At 35.2% G+C, this 25,161-nt stretch carries 22 protein-coding genes and 1 pseudogene; all 23 read left to right on the forward strand.

From position 1 onward, the window contains the following. Positions 1-49: 49 nt before the first annotated feature. The 23 genes and pseudogenes from AB8E63_RS01445 (at position 50) to AB8E63_RS01555 (ending at position 25,160) form a co-directional block, all read left to right on the forward strand. On the forward strand, positions 50-1,213 hold the full coding sequence (locus tag AB8E63_RS01445) for a class I SAM-dependent rRNA methyltransferase (RefSeq protein ID WP_368909604.1): 1,164 nt from the start codon (positions 50-52) through the stop codon (positions 1,211-1,213). Beyond that, positions 1,210-1,887: a type I 3-dehydroquinate dehydratase gene (gene aroD, locus AB8E63_RS01450; RefSeq protein ID WP_368909605.1), complete on the forward strand. Its 678-nt coding sequence runs from the start codon at positions 1,210-1,212 to the stop codon at positions 1,885-1,887. Before AB8E63_RS01445 ends, aroD begins: the two co-directional genes overlap by 4 nt. Then, positions 1,877-2,731: a shikimate dehydrogenase gene (locus AB8E63_RS01455; RefSeq protein ID WP_368909606.1), complete on the forward strand. Its 855-nt coding sequence runs from the start codon at positions 1,877-1,879 to the stop codon at positions 2,729-2,731. The genes aroD and AB8E63_RS01455 overlap by 11 nt, the downstream gene beginning before the upstream one ends. Positions 2,732-2,749: 18 nt before the next feature. Continuing rightward, positions 2,750-3,817 carry a 3-dehydroquinate synthase gene (aroB, locus tag AB8E63_RS01460; protein WP_368909607.1) on the forward strand — a complete coding sequence of 356 codons (1,068 nt, stop codon included), beginning with the start codon at positions 2,750-2,752 and terminating at the stop codon, positions 3,815-3,817. Between the two features lie 9 nt (positions 3,818-3,826). Continuing rightward, positions 3,827-4,993 (forward strand): chorismate synthase, encoded by a 1,167-nt coding sequence (gene aroC / locus AB8E63_RS01465; RefSeq protein WP_006151452.1) that lies wholly within the window; start codon positions 3,827-3,829, stop codon positions 4,991-4,993. A gap of 9 nt (positions 4,994-5,002) precedes the next feature. Continuing rightward, the gene (locus tag AB8E63_RS01470; protein ID WP_368909608.1) at positions 5,003-6,106 is read left to right on the forward strand and encodes a prephenate dehydrogenase; all 1,104 of its coding nucleotides are present in this window, start codon (positions 5,003-5,005) and stop codon (positions 6,104-6,106) included. 11 nt (positions 6,107-6,117) lie between these two features. Further along, positions 6,118-6,456, forward strand: coding sequence for a YlbF/YmcA family competence regulator (locus tag AB8E63_RS01475; protein WP_368909609.1), 339 nt, complete (start codon positions 6,118-6,120; stop codon positions 6,454-6,456). A gap of 89 nt (positions 6,457-6,545) precedes the next feature. Then, positions 6,546-7,829 (forward strand): 3-phosphoshikimate 1-carboxyvinyltransferase, encoded by a 1,284-nt coding sequence (gene aroA, locus AB8E63_RS01480; protein ID WP_368909610.1) that lies wholly within the window; start codon positions 6,546-6,548, stop codon positions 7,827-7,829. Beyond that, on the forward strand, positions 7,822-8,298 hold the full coding sequence (locus AB8E63_RS01485) for a shikimate kinase (RefSeq protein WP_368909611.1): 477 nt from the start codon (positions 7,822-7,824) through the stop codon (positions 8,296-8,298). The genes aroA and AB8E63_RS01485 overlap by 8 nt, the downstream gene beginning before the upstream one ends. Then, entirely contained in the window at positions 8,295-9,143 is an 849-nt protein-coding gene (gene pheA, locus AB8E63_RS01490) for a prephenate dehydratase (RefSeq protein WP_368909612.1), read from the forward strand. The genes AB8E63_RS01485 and pheA overlap by 4 nt, the downstream gene beginning before the upstream one ends. Next, on the forward strand, positions 9,140-10,459 hold the full coding sequence (locus AB8E63_RS01495; RefSeq protein WP_314944622.1) for an LCP family protein: 1,320 nt from the start codon (positions 9,140-9,142) through the stop codon (positions 10,457-10,459). The genes pheA and AB8E63_RS01495 overlap by 4 nt, the downstream gene beginning before the upstream one ends. Before the next feature lie 142 nt (positions 10,460-10,601). Further along, a pseudogene (locus AB8E63_RS01500) lies at positions 10,602-10,961 on the forward strand (phosphorylcholine transferase LicD); the annotation flags it as partial. A gap of 102 nt (positions 10,962-11,063) precedes the next feature. Beyond that, the gene (locus AB8E63_RS01505; protein ID WP_368909613.1) at positions 11,064-12,275 is read left to right on the forward strand and encodes a CDP-glycerol glycerophosphotransferase family protein; all 1,212 of its coding nucleotides are present in this window, start codon (positions 11,064-11,066) and stop codon (positions 12,273-12,275) included. Further along, a complete protein-coding gene (locus AB8E63_RS01510) occupies positions 12,275-13,240 on the forward strand; it encodes a glycosyltransferase (RefSeq protein WP_368909614.1) in 966 nt (321 codons plus the stop codon). Before AB8E63_RS01505 ends, AB8E63_RS01510 begins: the two co-directional genes overlap by 1 nt. A gap of 7 nt (positions 13,241-13,247) precedes the next feature. Beyond that, positions 13,248-14,351, forward strand: coding sequence for a glycosyltransferase (locus AB8E63_RS01515; protein WP_368909615.1), 1,104 nt, complete (start codon positions 13,248-13,250; stop codon positions 14,349-14,351). A 12-nt stretch (positions 14,352-14,363) separates the two neighbouring features. Beyond that, positions 14,364-15,383 carry a hypothetical protein gene (locus tag AB8E63_RS01520; RefSeq protein WP_368909617.1) on the forward strand — a complete coding sequence of 340 codons (1,020 nt, stop codon included), beginning with the start codon at positions 14,364-14,366 and terminating at the stop codon, positions 15,381-15,383. A 32-nt stretch (positions 15,384-15,415) separates the two neighbouring features. Beyond that, positions 15,416-16,870, forward strand: a complete 1,455-nt coding sequence (locus tag AB8E63_RS01525) for an O-antigen polysaccharide polymerase Wzy family protein (RefSeq protein WP_368909635.1) — start codon at positions 15,416-15,418, stop codon at positions 16,868-16,870. Then, positions 16,870-17,904 carry a hypothetical protein gene (locus AB8E63_RS01530; protein WP_006148072.1) on the forward strand — a complete coding sequence of 345 codons (1,035 nt, stop codon included), beginning with the start codon at positions 16,870-16,872 and terminating at the stop codon, positions 17,902-17,904. The genes AB8E63_RS01525 and AB8E63_RS01530 overlap by 1 nt, the downstream gene beginning before the upstream one ends. 589 nt (positions 17,905-18,493) lie before the next feature. Further along, complete coding sequence (locus tag AB8E63_RS01535) at positions 18,494-19,975, forward strand: oligosaccharide flippase family protein (RefSeq protein ID WP_368909618.1); 1,482 nt, start codon at positions 18,494-18,496, stop codon at positions 19,973-19,975. 14 nt (positions 19,976-19,989) lie between these two features. Further along, complete coding sequence (locus AB8E63_RS01540) at positions 19,990-20,796, forward strand: phosphorylcholine transferase LicD (RefSeq protein WP_368909619.1); 807 nt, start codon at positions 19,990-19,992, stop codon at positions 20,794-20,796. A 100-nt stretch (positions 20,797-20,896) separates the two neighbouring features. Beyond that, positions 20,897-23,449, forward strand: coding sequence for an MBL fold metallo-hydrolase (locus AB8E63_RS01545; protein WP_368909620.1), 2,553 nt, complete (start codon positions 20,897-20,899; stop codon positions 23,447-23,449). Positions 23,450-23,714: 265 nt separating this feature from the next. Beyond that, positions 23,715-24,452, forward strand: coding sequence for an adaptor protein MecA (gene mecA / locus AB8E63_RS01550; protein WP_368909621.1), 738 nt, complete (start codon positions 23,715-23,717; stop codon positions 24,450-24,452). A gap of 144 nt (positions 24,453-24,596) precedes the next feature. Then, positions 24,597-25,160 (forward strand): TIGR01440 family protein, encoded by a 564-nt coding sequence (locus AB8E63_RS01555; RefSeq protein ID WP_368909622.1) that lies wholly within the window; start codon positions 24,597-24,599, stop codon positions 25,158-25,160. Position 25,161 lies beyond the last annotated feature (1 nt).

Below are 25,161 nucleotides of genomic sequence, written 5' to 3' on the forward strand. Positions count from 1 at the left end.
GGTTGTTTCTTTTTTGAGAATTGTCTAAAAATTTGATATAATTGTATCTATGAATAAAGTATTCGTCAGTCGGCGTGTCGAAAAAAAGCTCCGCAAAGGTCAGGTTCTTTTGGAAGAAGTTGATTTTCCAGACTTATCTGAAACTAATCAGGAAGTTGAACTTTTCAGCCAAAGTAAAGAATTTTTAGGAAAGGCTTATTTATCCAGTCAAAACAAGGGGATTGGTTGGTTTGTAACCAACCAGAAAGTTTCTTTTAATCAAAAGTTCTTTGAAAGCTTGTTTGAAAAAGCCAAACACAAACGTTCTTCCTACTATCAAGATGAGTTGACAACTGCCTTTCGTTTGTTTAATCAAGAAGGCGATGGTTTTGGTGGCATGACACTGGATCTTTATGGAGATTATGTTGTTTTTTCTTGGTATAACTCCTATATCTATGGGTTTCGCCAAGAGATTATGGCAGCCTTTGCTCAGGTATTTCCAGAAGTCTTGGGTGCCTATGAAAAGATTCGCTTTAAGGGTCTAGATTATGAGTCTGCCCATATCTATGGTCAAGAAGCAGCTGAATATTTCACTGTTCTTGAGAATGGCGTCCTCTATCAAGTTTTTATGAATGACGGCCTTATGACAGGGATCTTCTTGGATCAGCATGAAGTTCGTGGGAGCTTAGTTGATGGTTTAGCCATGGGGAAATCCTTGCTCAATATGTTTTCCTATACAGCAGCCTTCTCAGTTGCTGCAGCCATGGGAGGAGCTAGTGAAACAACCTCTGTAGACCTAGCCAAACGTTCGAGAGAACTATCAGAAGCTCATTTTCATGCTAATGGTTTGAGTCTAGACAATCATCGATTGCTTGTCATGGATGTCTTTGAATACTTTAAATATGCTAAGAGAAAGGGTTTGAGCTACGATGTGATTGTTCTGGATCCGCCTAGTTTTGCCCGAAATAAAAAACAAACCTTCTCTGTAGCTAAGGATTATCATAAATTGATTTCCCAAAGCCTAGAGATTTTAAATCCAGGTGGAATCATTATTGCTAGTACCAATGCTGCTAATGTTTCCCGTCAAAAATTCACAGAACAAATCGACAAGGGATTTGCAGGTAGAAAATATCAGGTCCTTCAAAAGTATGGACTTCCAGCAGACTTTGTCTACAACGAAAAAGATGAAAGTAGTAATTACCTCAAAGTGATTACCATGAAGGTTAGTAAATGAAATTAATTGTTTCCGTAATGCCAAGAAGTTTAGAGGAGGCTCAAGCTATTGATGTGACGCGGTATCACGATACCGATATCATTGAGTGGCGAGCAGACTTCTTACCCAAGGAAGCTATCTTACAGGTAGCACCCGCTATTTTTGAAAAATTCGCAGGTCGTGAGCTTGTTTTTACCTTGCGTACTCGTGCTGAGGGTGGTCAAATTGAACTCTCTTCAGAAGAATATGTTCAAATTATCAAGGAAGTAGCCCAGCTTTATCAACCAGATTATATCGATTTTGAGTATTTTAGCTATAGGGATGTTTTTGAGGAAATGTTGGAATTTCCAAACCTTGTCTTAAGCTACCATAATTTCCAAGAAACACCGGAAAATCTAATGGAAATTCTATCTGAGTTGACAAGTTTAAATCCTAAAGTTGTGAAAATAGCAGTTATGGCTCACACAGAACAAGACGTATTGGATCTGATGAACTTTACACGTGGTTTTAAAACACTAAATCCCGAACAAGAATATGTAACCATTTCTATGGGTAAAGTTGGTAAGGTCTCACGTATTACTTCGGATGTAACGGGCTCTAGCTGGTCTTTTGCAAGTCTGGATGAAGCTAGTGCGCCAGGACAGATTTCTCTATCTAGCATGAAAAAAATTCGGGAGATTCTAAATGAAGATTGATGGCTACACACGTTTAGCAGTTGTAGTTGCAAATCCCATTAAACACTCCATATCTCCCTTCATTCACAATACAGCTTTTGAGGCAACCAATACTAATGGTGTTTACCTTTCTTGGGAAGTAAAAGGAACTGACTTGGCAGAAACAGTTGCCAATATTCGTCGTTATCAGATGTTTGGAATCAATCTTTCTATGCCCTACAAGGAGCAGGTCATTCCTTATCTGGATCAATTGAGTGAAGAAGCTCGTTTGATTGGTGCTGTCAATACGGTTGTGAATCGAGAGGGAACTTTAATTGGATATAACACAGATGGCAAGGGATTCTTTAATAGCTTGCCTTCTTTTAGAATATCTGGGAAAAGAATGGTCTTGTTAGGTGCAGGCGGTGCAGCTAAAGCAATTTTGGCGCAGGCAATCTTAGATGGCGTCAGTCAGGTTTCTGTCTTTGTACGCTCGGCTTCAATGGGAAAAACAAAACCTTACTTAGAGAAGCTACAGCATGAAACAGGATTTAGAGTAGGTTTATTTGCATTAGAGGATATTCAAGAACTTCAAGACAGCATCACTCAAGCCGACCTCTTGGTTAATGCTACTAGTGTGGGCATGGATGGATCCTCTCAGCCGATCCCGACCAGCATCGTTTTACCAGAGAAGCTCATGGTAGCAGATGTGATTTATCAACCCTTTGAAACTCCATTTCTAAAGTGGGCTAAAGAGCAGGGAAATCAATCTATCAATGGCCTTGGCATGCTGCTTTACCAAGCTGCTGAAGCTTTTGAGTTATGGACAGGCAAGGAAATGCCAACAGATCAAATCTGGGAATCACTAAAACAAAAGTACCAATAAAGAAAAAGGAGACCTGCTATGAAAATTAGAATAGACCTTCCACATCATCCTTACGATATTCAGATTGAAAAAGGATGCTTGTCTCAAGCAGGAAAATGGTTGCGCGAACTTTGGCAACCACAAAAAATTGTTATCATAACGGATAACCGTGTGGCTTCACTCTATGCAGAAAAGGTCAAATTGAGTTTGGAGGATGCTGGCTATCAAGTGGCAGTTTTTGACTTTTTAGAGGGCGAAGAAAGAAAAAATCTGACTACAGTTCAAAAAGTCTATGAATTTTTAGTCAAACAGGATATGACTCGTAGTGATGGAATCGTAGCCCTCGGCGGTGGTGTAGTTGGCGATTTGGCTGGTTTTGTGGCTTCAACCTACATGCGAGGAGTTCATTTCGTTCAAATTCCAACTAGTTTGACGGCCCAGGTTGATTCCTCTATCGGTGGAAAAACTGGAGTTAACACCTCTTTTGCTAAGAATATGGTAGGAACTTTTGCCCAGCCGGATGGTGTTTTGATTGACCCAACTGTTCTTGAGACCTTGGGTAAGAGAGAGTTGATTGAAGGAATGGGTGAAGTCATCAAGTATGGCCTGATCGAAGATTCAGAGCTTTGGGACCTATTATCTGATATGGATGGTTCTGTCGAAAGCATATTGGAACATTCCGAGAGTTTGATTGAGCATTCTTGTCAGGTTAAGCGCAAGATGGTAGTTGAGGATGAGTTGGATAATGGCGTTCGTTTATATCTCAACTTTGGTCACACAATTGGCCATGCCATCGAAGCAACTGCTGGTTACGGAAAAGTCATGCACGGTGAGGCAGTAGCTATGGGAATGGTTCAGGTCTCTAAGGTAGCCGAAGAAAAAGGACTCATGCCAGTGGGAATAACCAAATCTATCCGAGAGATGTGTCAGAAATTTGGGCTTCCTGTTGATTATGAAAACTGGGATCTTGAAAAGCTCTATCAAGCTTTGACTCATGATAAAAAAGCGCGTGGGAATACCATGAAGTTAGTTTTGGTACCTGAGCTTGGTTCAGCGACGATTCACCCAGTTTCTCTCGAAGAAATGAAAGATTACTTAGTAAAATAAGGAGAATGTATGAGATATTTAACAGCAGGAGAATCACATGGTCCTCGTCTGACAGCAATTATTGAAGGAATTCCAGCAGGACTGCCTTTGACTGCAGAAGATATCAATGAGGATCTCAAACGTCGCCAAGGCGGTTACGGTCGTGGTGGACGCATGAAAATCGAGAGTGATCAGGTTGTCTTCACTTCTGGGGTTCGTCATGGTAAGACGACAGGGGCTCCCATTACCATGGATGTCATTAACAAAGACCACCAAAAATGGCTAGATATCATGTCTGCCGAGGATATTGAAGACAAACTCAAAAGTAAACGAAAAATCACACATCCTCGTCCAGGTCACGCAGACTTGGTTGGGGGCATCAAATACCGCTTTGATGATTTACGAAATTCTTTGGAACGTTCATCTGCTCGTGAAACAACTATGCGAGTGGCAGTTGGAGCTGTTGCTAAGCGGCTTTTAGCTGAGCTTGATATCGAAATTGCTAACCATGTTGTTGTCTTTGGTGGTAAGGAAATCAATGTTCCAGAAAACTTAACAGTCTCAGAGATTAAGAAATTGGCTGCCCAGTCTGAAGTTTCTATCGTCAACCAAGAACGTGAGCAGGAGATTAAGGACTATATTGACCAGATTAAGCGAGATGGGGATACCATCGGAGGTGTTGTGGAAACAGTTGTCGGAGGTGTTCCGGTTGGTCTTGGTTCTTATGTTCAATGGGATCGTAAACTAGATGCAAGGCTAGCTCAAGCTGTTGTTTCTATCAATGCCTTTAAGGGTGTGGAGTTTGGTCTTGGTTTTAAAGCAGGCCATCTTAAGGGTAGCCAAGTCATGGATGAAATTCTCTGGTCATCAGAAGATGGCTATACTCGTCGGACTAATAACCTTGGAGGCTTCGAAGGTGGTATGACCAACGGCCAACCGATTATCGTTCGTGGAGTTATGAAGCCAATTCCGACTCTCTACAAGCCGTTGATGAGTGTTGATATTGAAACTCATGAGCCTTATAAAGCAACAGTAGAGAGAAGTGATCCTACTGCTCTTCCAGCAGCAGGTGTCGTTATGGAGGCAGTCGTAGCAACGGTTTTGGCTCAAGAAATCCTTGAGAAATTCTCCTCTGATAATCTGGAAGAATTAAAAGAAGCTGTTGCGAAACATCGGGAGTATACAAAGAATTATTAAGGAGTTCTTATGGCAAAAACCATCTATATCGCAGGACTAGGTTTGATTGGTGCTTCCATGGCACTCGGAATCAGGCGGGATCATCCTGATTATGAAATTTTAGGATACAATCGTAGTCAAGCGTCTAGAGATATTGCCTTGGAGAGAGGAATGATTGACCGAGCGACGGATGATTTTGCTAGTTTTGCTCCACTTGCAGACGTCATCATTCTTACCCTGCCAATCGAGCAAACTATTGCCTTTATTAAGGAATTGGCCAACTTGAACTTGAAAGAAGGTGTCATTATTTCTGATGCTGGATCGACCAAGTCAGCTATCGTGGCTACAGCAGAGAAGTATTTTGCTGATAAGTCCGTTCGCTTTGTTGGAGCTCATCCCATGGCAGGAAGTCATAAGACAGGAGCTGCCTCTGCGGATGTTAATCTTTTTGAAAATGCCTATTATATCTTCACGCCATCTAGTCTGACAACTCCGGATACGCTCGAAGAAATGAGAGACTTGCTGTCAGGTCTTCATGCTCGTTTCATTGAAATCGATGCTGATGAGCATGACCGAGTGACTTCTCAGATTAGCCATTTTCCGCATATCTTAGCATCAGGCCTGATGGAACAAACTGCAAGTTATGCTGAAGAGCATGAAATGGCGCGACGCTTTGCGGCCGGTGGATTTCGAGATATGACTCGGATTGCTGAAAGTGAGCCAGGCATGTGGACTTCTATCCTCTTATCCAATCGGGATACCATTATTGAACGCATCGAGGACTTCAAGGGCCGTTTGGACGAGATTGGACAAGCTATCAGTAAGGGTGATGAAAACCAAATCTGGAGCTTTTTCAATCAAGCGCGTGAGCAACGTCAGGCTATGGAAATCCATAAACGTGGTGGTGTAGATAGTTCTTATGACCTTTATGTAGATGTTCCCGATGAGGAAGATGTGATTTTACGCATCTTGGAATTGCTACGCGGAACTTCTTTGGTCAATATCCATATCAATGAGGAAAACCGTGAGGATGTTCACGGGATTCTGCAAATTTCCTTTAAGAATGCTCAGGATTTAAAACGTGCTGAGCAAGTCATTACAGAAAATACAGACTACACAGTCGTTATTAAATAAGGAGGACAATTATGTCAAATATTTATGATAGTGCAAATTCACTAAGTCGTGGACTACGCAAATTGCCTGAATACAAGGCGGTTAAAGAAGCTAGAGATGCCATCCAAGCGGATGCAGAAGCAAGCAAAATTTTTGCAGATTATATTGCTTTTCAACATGAAATCCAAATCATGGCACAAACTGGTCAAATTCCAGATGCTTCTTTCCAAGAAAAAATGGAAGACTTTGGCAAGCAGATTCAAGGAAACTCTCTCTTGTCAGAATTCTTTGCCAAACAGCAACAACTTTCTATTTACCTTTCTGATATTGAAAAAATTGTCTTTGAACCAATTTCAGAACTTTTAAAATAAGAATTTACCTCATAAAGTCAGGAATTTTTAAGAAATTTCTGACTTTTTATGATAAAATAAGAAAAAGTATTGTCAGTATGAGGGCCGGTATGAAGTTAAAAACAAACGTTAACCATTTGAAAGGTAGTATTCGAGTACCAGGAGATAAGTCCATCAGTCATCGCTCTATTATTTTTGGAAGCTTGGCTGAGGGTGAGACTAAAGTTTATGATATCTTGCGTGGTGAAGATGTCTTGTCAACCATGCAGGTATTTCGTGACCTCGGCGTAAAGATTGAGGATAAGGACGGTGTCGTTACTATTCAAGGTGTTGGCATGGGTGGATTAAAAGCCCCTCAGAAAGCCCTGGATATGGGGAATTCTGGGACCTCTATTCGTTTGATTTCAGGTGTCCTTGCTGGTGCAGACTTTGAAGTAGAGATGTTTGGAGATGATAGTCTTTCCAAGCGCCCAATGGATCGTGTAACTCTTCCCTTGAAAAAAATGGGAGTTAGCATTTCAGGTCAAACAGAGCGAGACTTGCCACCGTTGCAGTTGAAAGGAACGAAAAACTTAAGAACTATTCGATACGAATTGCCAATCGCTTCTGCCCAAGTCAAGTCAGCCTTGATTTTTGCGGCTTTGCAGGCTCACGGCCAGTCAGTCATTATGGAGAAGGAGTGCACTCGTAATCACACAGAAGATATGCTCCAACAATTCGGAGGTGATTTGAGTGTCAATGGTAAGAAAATCACTGTTCAAGGGCCACAGAAACTAAGTGGACAAACGGTTGTCGTACCAGGAGATATTTCTAGTGCAGCATTTTGGTTGGTAGCAGGTTTGATTGTGCCAAATTCTCGAGTGGTACTTAAGAATGTCGGCATTAACGAAACTCGTACAGGGATTATTGATGTTATCCGAGCTATGGGCGGGAAATTAGAGATTACTGATATGGATCCAATTGCCAAATCTGCAACCTTGACTGTTGAAACTTCAGATTTGAAGGGAACAGAAATTGGTGGAGCCTTGATTCCACGTTTAATTGATGAATTGCCGATTATCGCGCTCCTTGCTACCCAAGCTCAAGGTCAAACAGTTATCAAAGATGCAGAAGAACTCAAGGTCAAAGAAACGGATCGCATTCAAGTTGTCGCAGATGCTTTAAATAGCATGGGAGCAACTATTACTCCTACAGTAGACGGCATGATTATCAAAGGGAAATCTGCCCTCCATGGAGCCAAAGTCAACACCTTTGGAGACCACCGTATCGGTATGATGACAGCCATTGCAGCTCTCTTAGTTGCAGATGGAGAAGTTGAATTGGATCGAGCCGAAGCTATTAATACTAGCTATCCTAGCTTCTTTGATGATTTGGAGACTTTGATTCATGGCTAAGGTTTTACTAGGATTTATGGGTTCAGGAAAAACTACTATTGCTAGACAGCTAGATCCTGACTTTGTAGACATGGATGCCTTGCTGGAAGGCCGACTGGGGATGCCGATTGCTCGTTTCTTTGAAGAAAAAGGAGAAGCAGCCTTCCGTCAGCTAGAAGAAGAGGTCCTAGCTGACTTGCTAAAGACAGATAAAGTTATTTCTACAGGCGGAGGAATAGTCATTTCGCCACGTAATCGTGCCTTGCTCAAGCAAAATCCAGACAACATCTACCTTAAAGCAGATTTTGAGACACTTTACCAGCGAATTTCAGCTGATAAGGACAATCAACGTCCACTATTTTTAAAGAATAGCAAGGAAGATTTGGCTGTGATTTTTAAAGAAAGACAGGCTTGGTATGAGGAAGTGGCTAGTCAGATTGTAGATGTATCAAGTTTAAACCCAGATGAAATTATAGAGGAACTGAGATGAAAATTGCCTATCTAGGTCCCAAAGGATCTTTTTCGCACCATGTGGTGCAAACGGCTTTTCCTCATGAGGAACTAGAGCCTTTTTCAAATATTACAGACGTTATCAAGGCTTTCGAACAGGGCTTAGTAGACTATTCAGTAGTGCCAGTTGAAAATTCCATTGAAGGTAGTGTTCATGAGACCTTAGACTATCTTTTTCATCAAGCTCGTATTCAGGCTGTGGCGGAGATTGTGCAGCCAATTCATCAACAGTTGATGGCAGTGCCAGGGCAAGTTAAAATTGAGAAAATCTTTTCTCACCCACAAGCTTTGGCGCAGGGAAAGAAATTTATCGATGAGCATTATCCAGACGCTCAACTGGAGGTCACTGCCAGTACAGCCTACGCTGCGCGCTATGTTTCCGAGCATCCAGATCAGCCTTTTGCGGCCATTGCCCCCAAAAGTTCGGCTGGAGAATATGGTTTGGAATTAATTGCTCAAGATATTCAAGAGATGGAAGCCAATTTCACCCGCTTTTGGGTGTTAGGTCCCAAGGCACCGCAAATACCCTTGAATGCAAATGCTAAGAAAATGAGTCTAGCATTGACCTTGCCAGACAATCTTCCAGGAGCTTTATATAAGGCGCTTTCTACCTTTGCTTGGCGCGGGATTGACCTAACTAAGATTGAGAGTCGCCCCCTAAAAACAGCACTAGGTGAGTACTTTTTTATCATTGATGTGGACTATGCTGATAAAGAATTGGTCCATTTTGCTCAAAAAGAATTAGAAACGATTGGGATCCACTATAAAGTACTAGGAGCTTACCCTATCTATACCATACAGGATAAAGGGAAGGAGAAGGAATGACTAGAGAAAATCCTCTGACACACCATGAGAAACTACGTTACGACTATCTATTAAAAAACATCCACTATCTAAATGATAAAGAAAAGAGAGAGTTTGCTTTTTTACAAGCTAAGCTGGATGGTCAACAAGAAGCTCGTTCAGTTGTCGTAGAAGAAGCAGAAAGCCAAGACTATACGGAACCTAACACAGGTCTTCCGAGTTATACTAATCGAAGTCGAGCTAGTCGACGTAGTAGTCTACCGCAACCAAAAGCTAAGATTCCTAAGCAGAAGAAACCAAAGAAAAAAAGGGTCTTTCGCTTTAAACGCATACTTGCTTGGTTAGGAATGCTGTTGCTTTGTGCTGCAGTAGGAATGATTTTTATGTTCTTGAAAGGTTTCCAGTCAGCCAATCCGAATGGCTCAAGTGGGTCGAAAGATGCCAAGGCTGCCCAAGTTGAAGTCTTCAATGGACAGGATACAAGAGATGGGGTCAATATTCTTATCTTAGGAACAGATGGCCGTATTGGACAGAATAGTTCAGAAACACGGACAGATTCTATTATGGTTCTAAATGTAAGTGGTAAGGATAAAAAGCTTAAGCTTGTAAGTTTTATGCGTGATAACCTAGTATACATTGATGGCTACAGTCAGGTTGTTGATGGTCAAAAACAAGCTGACCATAAGTTGAACTTGGCCTACGAATTAGGGGAACAAGAAGGAAAACAAGGGGCTGAAATGGTACGTAAGGTCCTTAAAGATAACTTTGACCTAGATATCAAATACTATGCCCTTGTAGATTTCCAAGCCTTTGCGACTGCCATTGACACCCTTTTCCCTGATGGTGTGACTATTGATGCTCAATTTTCAACCCTAAATGGAGTTCCAGTTACAGAAGCGACAGTTGGTGATGACTTGCATGCGACAGAAACCGAATCACCTACACAGACTATTAAAGTTGGAACGCAACAAATGAATGGTTCTACTCTTCTCAACTATGCACGTTTCCGCGATGATGATGAAGGGGACTATGGCCGTACTCGTAGACAGCAACAAGTCATGACTGCTGTTTTACAGCAAATTAAAGATCCTACAAAACTTTTCACAGGTTCAGAAGCACTTGGTAAAGTATTCGCCATGACATCTACAAACCTTCCTTATACCTTCTTATTGACCAACGGTTTATCCGTCCTTGAAGGAGGTCAGAACGGTATTGAAAGACTAACAGTACCGGAACTTGGAGACTGGGTAGATGACTATGATGTCTATGGAGGCCAAGCCCTTCGAGTGGATCAAAAAGCTTACCAGAATAAGCTAGCCCAAATGGGATTTAGATGATAAAAATATTACAATCAAAGCTTGAAACATCTCATTAAATGGATGTTTTAGGCTTTGATTTTTCACATGGTTAGATGGATTTTTTGACCATTTTTATGGTATAATGAAATGATGTAATTCTATAGAAGAGGATGAGAATGAGATGAGTGATTTAAAGGCAATTCAAGCCCGTAGCTTAGAGATGGCTGAATATTTTGTCGCCTTTTGTAAAGAACATGGATTGCTCTGTTATTTGTGTGGTGGAGGAGCCATTGGTGCCCTTCGTAATAAGGGCTTCATCCCTTGGGATGATGATTTGGACTTCTTTATGCCACGAAAGGACTATGAAAGACTAGCAGAGTTATGGCCTCAATATGCGGATGAGCGTTACTTCCTATCAAAGAGTTCTAAAGACTATGTAGACCGTAACCTCTTTATTACCATTCGCGATAAGGAGACGACTTATATCAAGCCTTATCAACAAGATTTGGATCTTCCCCACGGCTTGGCTTTGGATGTATTAATATAGAAGCATTATCTAAAACATCATCTTTTAGTTTTGTTCAAAAAGAACAATGGTGGAGTTTAAATTAAACTACAAACTTGTAGAAGTGGAGGAACAAATTTGAACAGAAATTTTATTGAGAAGTTAAGATTAATTTCTATTAAAGATATTACTTCGCTTATTTTTATTTTTCCTATAGCCTATGTTATTTCTCTATTCTTTAGACGTAGAAATAAAAATCTAATACTAATATGTGAAAGTGAAAAAGAAGCTAGAGATAATGGCTATTGGTTGTTTAAATATATTAGAGAAAATCACCCAGAGGAAAATGTAATATATGTTATTGATTTGAAATCTCCTGATGCTCATAAAGTCAAAGAGTTAGGAGAATGTATACAGTATTGGTCTCTGAGACATTGGATTTATTATCTAAGTGCAGGAGTAAATGTAAGTACACAAAAAGCAGGAAATCCTAATGCAGCTGTTTTTAATCTTATGGAAGTATATTTAGGGTTAAAAACAAATAAGGTATTTTTGCAGCATGGAATAACAGTTTCGGATGCCAAATGGTTATATTATGAAAACACAAAAATGCGTGGCTTTATATGTGGGGCAGAGCGAGAGTATAATGTAATAGAAGAAAAATTCGGGTATCCAAAAGGGTATGTACAATATTTGGGATTTCCAAGGTTTGACAATCTTCATCATAATATTGTAAATAATAATCAAATTCTTGTTATGCCTACTTGGAGAGAATGGTTAAATTTAAATACTAAAGCTAGAAATAAATTTAATGAAGGCAGTATTTTTACAGAGAGTGAATATTTTAAAAAATGGAATGAGTTTTTATTAAGTAAGGACCTAAAAAATTTTTTAGAAGAAAATGACTTAACTTTAATTTTTTATCCGCATAGAAATATGCAAAAAAATTTACAAGATTTTCAAACTTCTTCAGATAATATTATATTGGCTGATTGGAAAAATTATGATATACAAGAATTATTAAAAGAGTCAGCTTTTTTAATTACAGATTATTCAAGTGTATTTATGGACTTTGCTTATATGAGAAAACCAGTATTATTTTATCAATTTGATTATAAAAAATTTAGGGAAGGCCAGTACGAAGAAGGATATTATAACTATAAAGATGGATTCGGAAAATCTATAGATACCCTAGATGAATTGATAACAGAGATAAAAAAACAATTTAAAAATAATTGGATTTTGGAAGATAAATATAAAGGAAGAATTGATAAGTTTTTTAGAATACATGATGATCAGAATTCTAAGAGAGTATATTCGTTTATAAAAGAAATAATAGGAAAAAAATAATGAAACTAACTATAGGTGTACCAGTATACAACGGTGAAAAATATATATCACGTTGCATAGATTCTATCGCAAAAGAGTATGAGGCAGTGAAAGATAAAATAGAATTAGAACTGCTAATTGTAAATGATGGATCAAAGGATAGTAGTGAAACAATGTTAAAAGGATATAGTGTAAAATTATCCTATCTAAAAGTTATATCTCAAGAAAATAGGGGATTAGCCCATGTTAGAAGAGTAACTTTAGAGGAGGCAAGTGGAGACTATCTATGGTTTGTTGATGTAGATGATGAGATAGAAAAAGGTGCACTAAAATTTATAGCTAATCAAAAATTAGAAGAAGTAAATATTTTTGATTATAGGGTAGGATACGAGAATAGTGAGTTGGACTATATAAGTATGGGAATAGAAGAAAATACTATACTAAATCCGAATAAAGAAAGAAAACTTTTTACCCTACCAAATGCTGTATGGCATTATATATATGATTTAGAATTCTTAAGAAAAACTAAATTAACATTTAAAAGTGGCTATTTATATGAAGATTTCGAGTTCATGGCAAGACTTTGGCCTAATGTAACTAAAGCAAAATATTTTAATTTTAGTATATATAAATACTATTTAACTGAAGGTTCTATTATGCGTGGCGGAACAGCTATTAATAAAATAAGAGATATAGAAGTAATGTTAAACAGTGTAGAAGAATATTATGTGGAAAATTACCCAGGGGAATATAAAGAAGAGTTAGAATATTATAACTGGTACCATATTTTATATGGTGGATACGCTAATATTTTAAGAATTGATGAAAAGTCTCCCTTATTAAAAGATTATCTTGAAAAAGTAAATAAAAAATATCCTAATTGGATAAAAAATAAATATTTAAAGATTCAACCTTTAAAGAGAAAACTACTGATGTATTTAATAAAATATAATCAAAAAAGTATAGTAAAAAAACTATTGAAATAGGTAAAATATGAGTAAAAAGAAAATTTTATTTATAACATGGTCTTTTAGTTTGGGTGGTGGATCTGAAAAAATTTTGGAAAACATTTCCAATGGATTAAGTGATGAATATGAAATTGATGTTTTAGAGATAAACCATCACGGTATTGGAGAAAGTAACAATAGAAAAGTCAATGTATTAAAACCTATATTCAAAAATCTAGAGAACGCCAGTTTTTTTAATAAAATTAATTGGAAGCTATTTTTGTTCTTTCCAAAATTTTTTAGAAATAGAATAACTCGAAAAAAATACGATTATGAGATTGCTTTTAATTATCTTTATCCAGTTTATTTACTTAATGATGATGTGAAAACAATATCGTGGAATCATGGAACAATTTATAATTTAAAAAATCATAAAATATCTAGGATTAGGCAAGGTAAAAAACTAAGATATATTAACAAAATAATAGCTATTTCAGAAAAAACAGAAGAATCCATCAAAGAAATTTATCCTGAGTATAAGAAAAAAATAGAACTAGTATATAATGGATATGATTTTAATGATATCAATGCTAAATCTCTTGAAAATGCGAAAATTAAATTTGAAGAGGATAGTCTTATCTATATAGGACGAATAGAAGAATCAAAAGGCATAAAGAGACTGTTAGAAGTTTTTAAGAATGTGGTTGAAAAGATTCCCGATAAAAAATTATATTTGTTAGGCAAAGGCGATTTAGAGGAATATGTTAGTAAATTTATACTTGATAATAAATTAGAGAACAATGTTTTTATGTTGGGCTATGTTAAAAACCCGTATCCATACATAAAAAAATCTTCTTATGTTATTTTATTATCAGAAGCAGAGGGCTTTCCTACCGTTTTAGTCGAAAGTTTAGCTTTGGGAAAGGGATTCGTTAGTACACCTGTAGGGGGAACAAATGAACTATATAATTCTCAAAAATGTGGCTTTGTTTCGGATAACAATGAGGAAATTACCAATTATATTGTAGAAGAACTTAGTAAAAATAAGGAAAACAGAATTATTAAATCAGAAGTGTGTAGAAAACATGTAGACAAATTTTCCTTAGATAAACAAATTGCTAGTATAAAAAAAATCATTAAAGAATTATAGGATGATAAAAATATGGATAAAATCATAGTTCCTATGAGTTATATGGGAAGTGGATCCTCTGCTGTGACAGATTTATTAAAAGAATATGAAGGAATAAACACAAAAAATTCAGATTTTGAGTATGTATTTTTATATGCACCTGATGGATTATTTGATTTAGAATATAAATTACTTTATAATAATAATGCTATAAGAAGTGATGAAGCTGTAAAGAGTTTTAGAAGACTCATGAAAAAACTGTATATTTACGAAGGTTGGGGAATTGCTAACTATAAAAATAAAATCTCTATAAATTTCATGAATATAGTAGATAGTTATTTGGATTCTATAATAACGAGTAAATATCAGGGGATTTGGTATTATCATCAAAAACCTACAAAAATGGCCTGGATTATAAGGGTTATAAAGAGAATTATCTTTAAAAAGACAACAAAACCAAAACAAGTACAATTAGAAATTAGTCTGTTATCATCACGTGATTTTTATGAAAAAAGTAGAAAATTTATTTTGAATGTAATAAAAGAAATTTCGGATAAAGAAGAGTATATAGTTCTAGATCAGCTCTTATTGCCTCATAATCTTAATATAATTGATAATTATAAAATTGAAGAGTTATTTCCAATAATAATTTCTAGAGATCCTCGTGATGTATTTATAATGAATAAATACTTTTGGAAGCCCAGAAATCAAGAGGTGCCATATCCAACCGATGTTAAGGAATTTTGTAATTACTACAAAATGATGAGAGAAAATGAGAAAAAAACAAATACTTTAGCATTACGATTAAATTTTGAGGATTTAGTTTTGAATTATGAGGAAACAAAACAAGATATAGAAAATTTCATCGGTATAGATTCTATCCATCATAAAGCAAAGTTTGAGTATTTCAACCCAGCTATTTCTGTGAATAATTTACAAGTTTACAATAGAGACGATAAATACAGGGAGGAAGTAGAAGTGATAGAGTTAGAATTATCAGAGTACCTATATAATTTTAAGGAACGTATTGTTTCTACTGGGGATGTTTTTTAAATTTTCGTGTAAAGGGATGAGGTGAGTATTTGATATTAGATTGGAAAAGAGTGTATTATTTAATTACGCTATTTAGCTATGTTATAACTATTTTTTTAGGTATTACATATATATATAATAACTCGATTATTACGTTACTGATAACTTTAGTTATGCTTCTTATAAGTAGTGTTTTATATTGTTTTAACAATATAAAGTATTATGTAATCCACCTTATTTTTTACATTACAATATTTCTTTTTTTAGTATCTAGACCAACAATAGATTATTTCAAATACGGACTAATAAATACCTATCAGGAAGATGCCTATAGATTTTCATTTATAGCGGTTATTGTTTCTATTATTGGGCTAACTATAGGAGGTTTATTAGTTTCTAAAAAAGAAAATAATAAAAAAGAGGGATATGAAACCCAAAAATCTAGATTATTCATACATAGTATAAGAAAGGTATCTCTAACAGTATTTTTAATTTCATATCCGTTCTATTTAATTAGGTTAATCGAACGGCTAATGTATAGAATAAATGTATCATATTATGAATATTATGCAGAGTTCAAAAGTGAACTGCCCTATTTTACATATACATTATCGACGTTTGTAGTTTATGCTATGTGTATTTACTTAGCTACTAAACCAAGTAAGCGTCATTCTACAATAGTATTAGGCCTGTTTGTTACGGCTAATATAATAAACCTTTTAATAGGAACAAGAAATCCATTTGTACTTAGTTTGATATTTTCATTTATTTATTATTTTATGAGAAATCAGACAGAAAAAGGAGTATGGATAGGTATTAAAGAAAAAGCTATACTCTATATAGGTACACCAATCATGATGCTAGTTATGGGTTTTTTGAATTATGCCCGTGATGGGGCAGGAATTGGTAATATGAGTTTTTCTGAACTTTTGATAGATTTTATCTATAAACAAGGGACTAGTTTTGGTGTTTTAGCGAGAGGCTACTTATACGGAAGTAATTTGCCGATACGAGAATTTAGAAATTATACCTTTAGTCCCATAATTGAGTATATCACTAGGGGAAATTTAGGAATTTTATTTGGTGGGACTCCATTTGTTAGTGCTAATAATAGCATCGAGTTAGCTCTTGAAAGTGATAGATATGCTCATAATATCTCGTACATTGTTTTGAGACAAGATTATTTAGCAGGACATGGAATAGGCGGAAGCTATATAATGGAGATATATACTGATTATGGTATGATTGGAATATTTTTGCTGAGCATTATAATGGGAATATGTTTTATATTCATGATGAAAACTTCATATAAACCAGGGATACTGTTGTTTAGTATTACATTATTAATTTTAAATAATTTGTTCTTTATGCCAAGAGGGAGCTTTACGGAGAGTTTCTTTAATTTAGTTACATTGCAATATTGGGGGATAGTTATTGTTATATTTTTTGTAGCAGGTTTAATAAATAGAAAAGTAAAACACGTAATTAACAATAAAGGAGATGTATAATGTTTGATAATTATTCGATTGCAGATTTATTTGCAAATATTTATAAAAAAAGAGTATTAAATCTAGTTTCATTAGTCGTTCTATTTCTATGTTTAGCAGTTCCATACTCTTATAAAGTGCTTACAACAAAGTCTATTGTAAAGGATACTAGTAATTATTCTAGTTATCTTTCATATAAGATAACTGCGCCGTTAGAGGAGAACACAGTACCTAATAATACAATTGGAGGATACAGTGATTTCTATGGTCATTTAATTAAATCTAATTTAAATGGTGCTTATTTATTCAATGATCTACCTGAAGAAGATATGAAAAAAATCGCTTCAGAGTTAGGGACAAGTGAGATTACACTTAAAAATTCAAATTTTGATTTTTGGGACAAAAAAGTAGAAGTGAGTTCCTTATTAAACAATGCTGGGATCACGGTAAAAATATTGACACAGAGTAAATTAGCAAATGATAATATCGAACAGAAATTAGATTTGTTAATAGATAAATATAAACATGTATACTCTGGTGTCACAGTTGAAAAATTAGAGACAGTTTATTCAAAAGAGCTTAAAAATAGTGACAGAGAATCTGGAGTTAGTAAAGCTACTTTGTTTATTCGTTTGATTATACTAGGAATAGGTGCTTTGATTTTAGTATTATTTGCTAATATAGCAGCTTATATTTTCAATCCAACTATCAATAGGGCGGGCGATTATGAAAAATATGGTGTAGATTTTATTGTAAAAATAGATAATCAAGAGAATTTTAAAGACATTTTAGATTATAAAAATGGAAATAAGAATTTACTATTATTGGCAACAAATAAAAACGTTATTGATAAATTTTCTAAAACATATGCTAAAGTTTTGCCAGAAAATATTCTAATAGGAAATATGAGTGACATTAAGTCAATACTAGAATCTGATAATATTTTATTTATTGAAGAATATGGAATAACTAAATATAAAAATTTTGAAGAAAATTTACAGGTTATAAAAAATTTAAATAAAAATTTGTTAGGTGTAGCTACATATAGATTATAATATATGTAAAAGATAGAGAAAGGTATACTATTTTTCTAAAATTTAGCTATCTTTACTAACTGTTATTGAGTGAATAAAAATTAAATCTGAAGTGGATAGAAGAAGTCTACTACATGAAAAGTCATCATTTGATGGCTTTTTTGTGTGCGACGAGCACATCGGACATTGGCGCTATAATTTTATCTTGTTATTTGTTTTCATTTAATAAAACTTTGAGAGTGCTTTAATTGACAGATAATTGCAAATTTTCAATTTCACTAGATTGCTGATAAAAGTTAGTTGTTCGTATTACAATGCTAACGTATAGATTACCTAAGTTTAGAGTCATCACTCAAGAAAGTTTTCAATCCGTAGTAGAATTAATGATTAAGATAAAAAATCAAATCCGCTGTGGAGACGTCATATATTTAAGGTAGTCATAATTCTCATCTCACTATTAAAATACAATTCAATACATCCTAAAAACTTTGAGTAGTTAATTGTATGTATTTTAAAAAAATCTACGAGACTCTTCTTTTGAGGTTTTTTATATCAGTATATGCTATAATGGTAATTAGAATTTCATAGAGTAGAGAGGAACAATTTTTCCATGAAAAGTATTAAACTGAATGCTTTAGCATATCTAGGGATTAGAATACTAAATATTATATTCCCTCTTTTAACGGGTACATATGTGGCTCGTGTATTAGATAAAACATATTACGGTTACTTTAACTCTGTTGATACGATACTTTCATTTTTCTTACCTTTTGCTACATACGGAGTATATTCATATGGTCTACGAGGTATAAGTAACGTAAAAGATAATAAAAACGAGGTCAATAAAGTATTCTCCCAATTATTTTTTCTCTGTGTAGTCTGTACAAGCTTATGTATCGTAGTATATGTATTTGCCTATCCTCTATTTTTTGAGAATAACCCAGTACTTAAAAAGGTTTACTTAGTAATGGGAATTCAATTAATAGCACAAATGTTTTCCATAGAGTGGGTGAACGAGGCGTTGGAAAATTATGATTTCCTTTTTTATAAGACAGCTTTGATTCGAACTATTATGCTAGTTTCTATGTTTATATTTGTAAAAGAAGAAAAGGATATTATACCTTATACACTAATCATGAGTTTATCGACTTTTATAAATTATTTGATTAGTTATTTTTGGATAAAAAGAGATATAAAATTAGTTAGAATAGATATCAAAGATTTTAAACCACTATTTCTACCGCTTACTGCTATGCTTATTTTTTCAAGCGCAAATATGCTTTTCACTTTCCTTGATAGATTATTCCTAGTTAAAATTGGTGAAGAATTATTTGTTACATATTATACAATGGCTCAGAGAATAGTTGGCGTTATAGCTGGTTTAATTACGGGAGTTGTAAGTGTAAGTGTGCCGAGACTGAATTATTATTTAGGAAAAGGTGATAAAACTTCTTATTACAATTTAGTAAATAGAGGTAGTCGTATGTTTATGTTTTTCATTATACCTATAAGCCTTGGATTAACAGTAATAGGAACTGAAACAATACTAATATACGGAAGTGAAAAATATGTTGAAGGAGGGATGTTAACTTCGCTATTTGCATTCAGGACAATTTTCTTATCTTTAGATATTATTTTAGGAACTCAAATTATATTTGCTCATGGCTACGAAAAACAACTAACTATTTTCACTTTATTTTCTGGTATTATAAACATCCTACTAGATAGTCTATTGTTTATGAACAATATTTCAAAACCAGAATTGTACTTGATAACTACAATGGTTTCTGAAGTTATTTTATTAATAATCTATTCAAGATTTATTATAAAAAAACAATTAATATCATTAAAAAACATATTCCATTACACTATGCGTTATTTTATGTTTAGTCTCACCTTTATACCAATTTACTATATAGTTAATATTATTAATCCTACAGAAATGATAATAACTTCGAAATTAATTGTGAATATAGTTATTATTATTATTCTATCAATAACAAGCTATACGTTTTTATTATATATAACTAATGATGCTATCTTACAAGAAGTTTTTGAGCATTTTAAAAAAATCAAAAATAAAATTTGTTAATTTGGGAGAAGAAAATGAAAAAAATAACGGTAGAAGAAGCTAAAAATATTGAATTGGAGATTTTATCATATATTGATGCTTTTTGTAAAAAAAATGATATAGAATATTTTCTTAATTACGGAACTCTTATAGGGGCTATTCGGCATAAAGGTTTTATACCCTGGGATGACGATATTGATATTAGTATGACGCGTGAAAATTATAACAAATTCATAAAGTTATTTGAAAAAGAGAGTTCAAAGTATAAACTACTTTCATTAGAGACACAAAAAGAATATTATAATAACTTTATAAAAATAATAGATCCATCCACTGTTATAAATAATACAAGAGTATACACAACTTATCCTACGGGTGTGTTTATTGATATATTCCCTATGGATACATTTAATGACAAAAAAATTATGAAATTATTTTATAGATTGGATAGTTTAAAATTACTAGCATCAAGCAAAAGAAAGAATATTATATATAAGGACAATTATATTAAGGATATTATAAGACAAATTATTTGGTTCGTATTACTGCCAATACCACCAAGAGTTTTTGGTATTTTTATGGAAAAACTTACGAAAAAATACTATAATCCAAATGGGAAATATATAGCTTTCCTTTCTTCAAAGTTAGGTGAGAAAGAGATATTTGAAAGAAAAATTTTTGAAGAAATAATATTTGTAGATTTTGAACACCTTAGATTACCCGCACCCAAAAATTATGATTTCATTTTAAAACAATATTATGGTAATTATATGCAATTACCACCTGAAGAAGAGAGAGGTTTTGGACATGAGTTTGATGTGTACTTAATTGAAAATAAGTAATAAATTTAATTAAAAACGAGAGCTCGAATTTACATTGCATGTATAGAGCTACTAGCTCATATCGAAAATAAAATCACTAGAAAGAAAGTGTGATTCGCAGATGAATTTGAAACAAAAAAAATTAATCCTATTAATCTTTGTACTTTTCGCTATTGCAATAAGTCAATTACAAATTGTACAAGCAAATATAATCTCAACTGCTTCTGGAAACCGTATACATTTCATTAATACAAAAGGGGCAACAGGGAGTGACGCCATTATTTTAGAAAGTAACGGACATTACGCTCTAATTGATATGGGAGAGGATTATGATTTTCCAGATGGTAGTAATCCACGATATCCAGCTCGTTTTGGTATTAGTACAAACAATGGATATGTCTTAGAAGATAGACTTTTCCGACATATGAAATACTTAGGTGTAAAAAAACTTGATTTTATCTTAGGAACTCATGTTCATAGTGATCATATTGGTGCTGCTGATGAAGTTCTTAAACGTTATCCAGTAGGGAAACTTTATCTAAAAAAATATACTGATGAAAGGATAACCAGTAAATGGCGCTTGTGGGATAATCTTTTCAATTATGATAATGCACTTAAGACAGCTCGTGAAAAAGGAGTGACTGTTGTTCAAGATATTAAGGCTGAAGATAGTCGTTTCAAATTGGGTGATATGGATATTCAGCTCTACAACTATAAAAATGAGTATGGTCCAGATGGTAAATTGAAAAAAGTCTATGATGATAATTCTAATTCATTGGTTGCAGTAGTAACTGTAGCAGGAAAAAGAATTTATCTTGGTGGTGACTTAGATAATGCTGAAGGGGCAGAGGATAAGCTAGGTCCTGTGATTGGCAAGGTAGATATGATGAAATGGAATCATCACTATGATGCTAAAATTTCAAATACTCTTCCATTTCTAGATTCACTAGCACCAAGTACGGTAGTACATACATCATCATCTGATGCAAACCTGGCTTCAACAAGAGATTATCTGAAAAAGAAGAATATTCAAGTAGTTCATGCGTCTAGTCAAACTCAAGATGCGACAGTATTTAATATCAGTAATACGGGCTTTACCAATGTTTCTGATTCCTTCCCAAATATTCCGACAGTTACTGAAAAGTGGTATAAGGAAGATGGATACTGGAAATATCGTTTGTCTGATAATCAGATGGCCATTGGTTGGCATAGATTAGACGATGGGGATTATTATTTCTTTAACGGAAAAGGTCAGATGCAAGCAAGTAAATGGCTTCATTTAGTGGATGTTAAAGATAAAGTTGAAGGCAACTGGTATTACCTAAATAGCAATGGTAAGATGCAGTATGAAGGTTGGTTTAAGCAAGGTGGTTCTTGGTACTATATCAGTTCTACGGGGGCAAGACTTTATAATGAACTAGCTGAAATCGGTGGTCAAAAATATCTCTTTGATAAAGATGGTAAAATGCTGACTGGTTTACAAGTCTTTAATGGCAAGAAGATGTTCTTTGCAAGTAATGGTAGCTTACAGACTCAAGGAAGGGCTTCTAGTTGGCAAAAGATTGGGGCAAGCTGGTATTATTATGATGGAGACGGTGTTCCTTCAATTGGTCTGAAAAAAATTAATGGAAAGACCTACTACTTTGACAACTATGGAATCATGAAAACTGGCTGGGTCTTCCTTGATGGTCATTGGAACTATTTTACTAGCGATGGGGATATGAAAACTGGCTGGGTCAAAGACAAAGATATCTGGTATTATCTAGATAAAGACGGTGTCATGCTAACAGGCCTTCAAGAGATTAATGGTTCTCGCTATTATCTCAATGCAAGTGGCGCTATGCAGACAGGTTGGAAATGGCTCGATAACCATTATTACTACTTCGTAAGCAGTGGAGCCATGAAGACAGGTTGGCTCAAAGATAAGGACGTCTGGTATTATCTAGATAAAGACGGTGTCATGTTAACAGGCTTCCAAGAAATCGATGGTTCTCGCTATTATCTCAATGCAAGCGGCGCTATGCAGACAGGTTGGAAATGGCTCGATAACCATTATTACTACTTCACAAGCAGTGGAGCGATGAAGACTGGCTGGTTAAAAGATAAGGACACATGGTACTATCTAGATAAAGAAGGTATCATGCTAACAGGCCTTCAAGAGATTGATGATTCCCGTTATTACCTGAACTCAAGTGGCGCTATGCAGACCGGTTGGAAATGGCTTGATAACCATTATTATTACTTCACAGGAAGTGGTTCCATGAAGACTGGTTGGTTCAAAGACAGAGGTCTTTGGTACTATCTAGATAAAGACGGTATCATGCTAACAGGCCTTCAAGAGATAAATGGGGCACGCTATTACCTCAATGCAAATGGTGCCATGGAGACTGGTTGGAAACAACTGAATGGTAACTGGTACTATTTCCAAACAAATGGTTCTCTCCTAAGAAATGGAACAAGTCCTGATGGGTACAAGCTCAATGCAGATGGAATTTGGACGACTGTTACAACCGAGGAAACAACTCAGGAACAAACTGTGGCAAATAGTCAGGGGCACATTTTCGAAACAACAGAAGTAGAGAGAACTCAACAAACAGAAAGCTCATCTGTTACGTCTGAGGAAAAAAAACAATCTACTGAACCTAAGACACAAACGAGCCAAGAAAAGAATTAAGTTTCTAAATGACTTTTAATTAAATTTTTCTACAATAAAAACACCTATAAAGCTTAAGCTTTATAGGTGTTTTGTTAACTTCGTTTGATTTTAGCACGAACTAGATCCAGTGCATAGTGAAGTGTTTTATCTTTGATAACAAAGAATTCTAAATCATAATTAGTGTTCTATACTAGATGTCAATGAACATTCCAACGCCATTCTTTTGATAAAATCATTTAAATCTTGTATAATAGATAGAACTGAAAGTATGAGGTTACGAACTATGAAAATGAAACAAATCAGTGATACGACATTAAAGATCACCATGTCTTTAGAGGATTTGATGGATCGAGGGATGGAAATCGCAGACTTTCTCGTTCCACAGGAAAAAACAGAAGAATTTTTCTACGCGATCTTAGATGAGTTAGAAATGCCAGACAGTTTCTTGGATACGGGCATGCTTAGCTTCCGAGTGACTCCAAAGCCTGACAAGGTTGATGTCTTTGTAACTAAGTCAAAGATTGACCAGAATTTGGACTTTGAAGATTTGGCAGACCTTCCAGATATGGATGAATTGGCCAAAATGTCTCCAGATGAGTTTTTGAAAACCTTGGAGAAAACAATTGCCGAAAAAACCAAAGATGATATTGAAGCTATTCAATCTCTTGAACAGGTTGAAAAAGATGAAGAGGCAGAAGTGGTTGAAGCTCCTGAAGTAGAAGAAGGGAAAAGAGAACCTTATATCTACTACATCCTACGCTTTGACGACTTAACTAGTTTGGTTTCTTTTGCGAAAACCGTTGATTACCAAATGGAGACTTCAGAACTCTACAAAATGAATGACCAATACTATCTAACAGTCTTGGTTGATGTAGAAGATTATCCAAGTCTTTATCCAGCTTGGTTATTGGCTCGCATGCGTGAGTTTGCTGATGATAGTGATATCAGCCGTTCAGTTCTCCAAGAATACGGTCAAATCATCATCAATCACGATGCCGTCCAAGGACTCCAAAAAGTATAAATAGAATTATAAATGAGACAGAGATGGACATTCTCTGTCTTTTTTGGTTAAAAAATAGATGAGTTAATAGAACGTGGGCTATGTCCCTAGCTTGCTAAAATGATGAAAAAACGATATCATAGAAGGAAGTAAGCGAGGTAAAGTATGGACCAAGGACATTTACAAAAAGAGGTAGAGGAAATCCTAGAAGATGTACTGACAAAGGCTTCTCTCCATGAGGGGGCTCTCTTTGTTTTGGGTTTATCTTCCAGTGAGGTGATTGGAGGACATATCGGGAAAGCTTCTAGTCAAGAAATTGGAGAATTAATTGTTCAAAAAATATTAGAAATTCTGTCAGCGAAAGGAATCCACCTAGCAGTTCAAGGATGTGAACATGTTAATCGGGCCTTAGTTGTGGAACGAGAGGTTGCAATCAAATACAATCTTGAGATTGTTAGTGTTCTTCCGACACTGAACGCTGGAGGATCAGGGCAATTGGCGGCTTTTCGCTATATGAAAGACCCAGTTGAAGTTGAATTCATCAAAGCTGATGCAGGACTCGATATTGGAGATACGGCTATAGGGATGCATATCAAGCATGTGCAAGTACCTATTCGTCCAGTTTTGAAATCTATTGGCCATGCCCACGTAACTGCCCTCGCTAGTCGTCCAAAACTAATAGGAGGAGCGCGTGCCCAATACCCACAAGATTATATTAGGAAATTGTAAA

Origin of the sequence: Streptococcus sp. oral taxon 061, assembly GCF_964211575.1 — a bacterium.
GTDB lineage: Bacteria > Bacillota > Bacilli > Lactobacillales > Streptococcaceae > Streptococcus.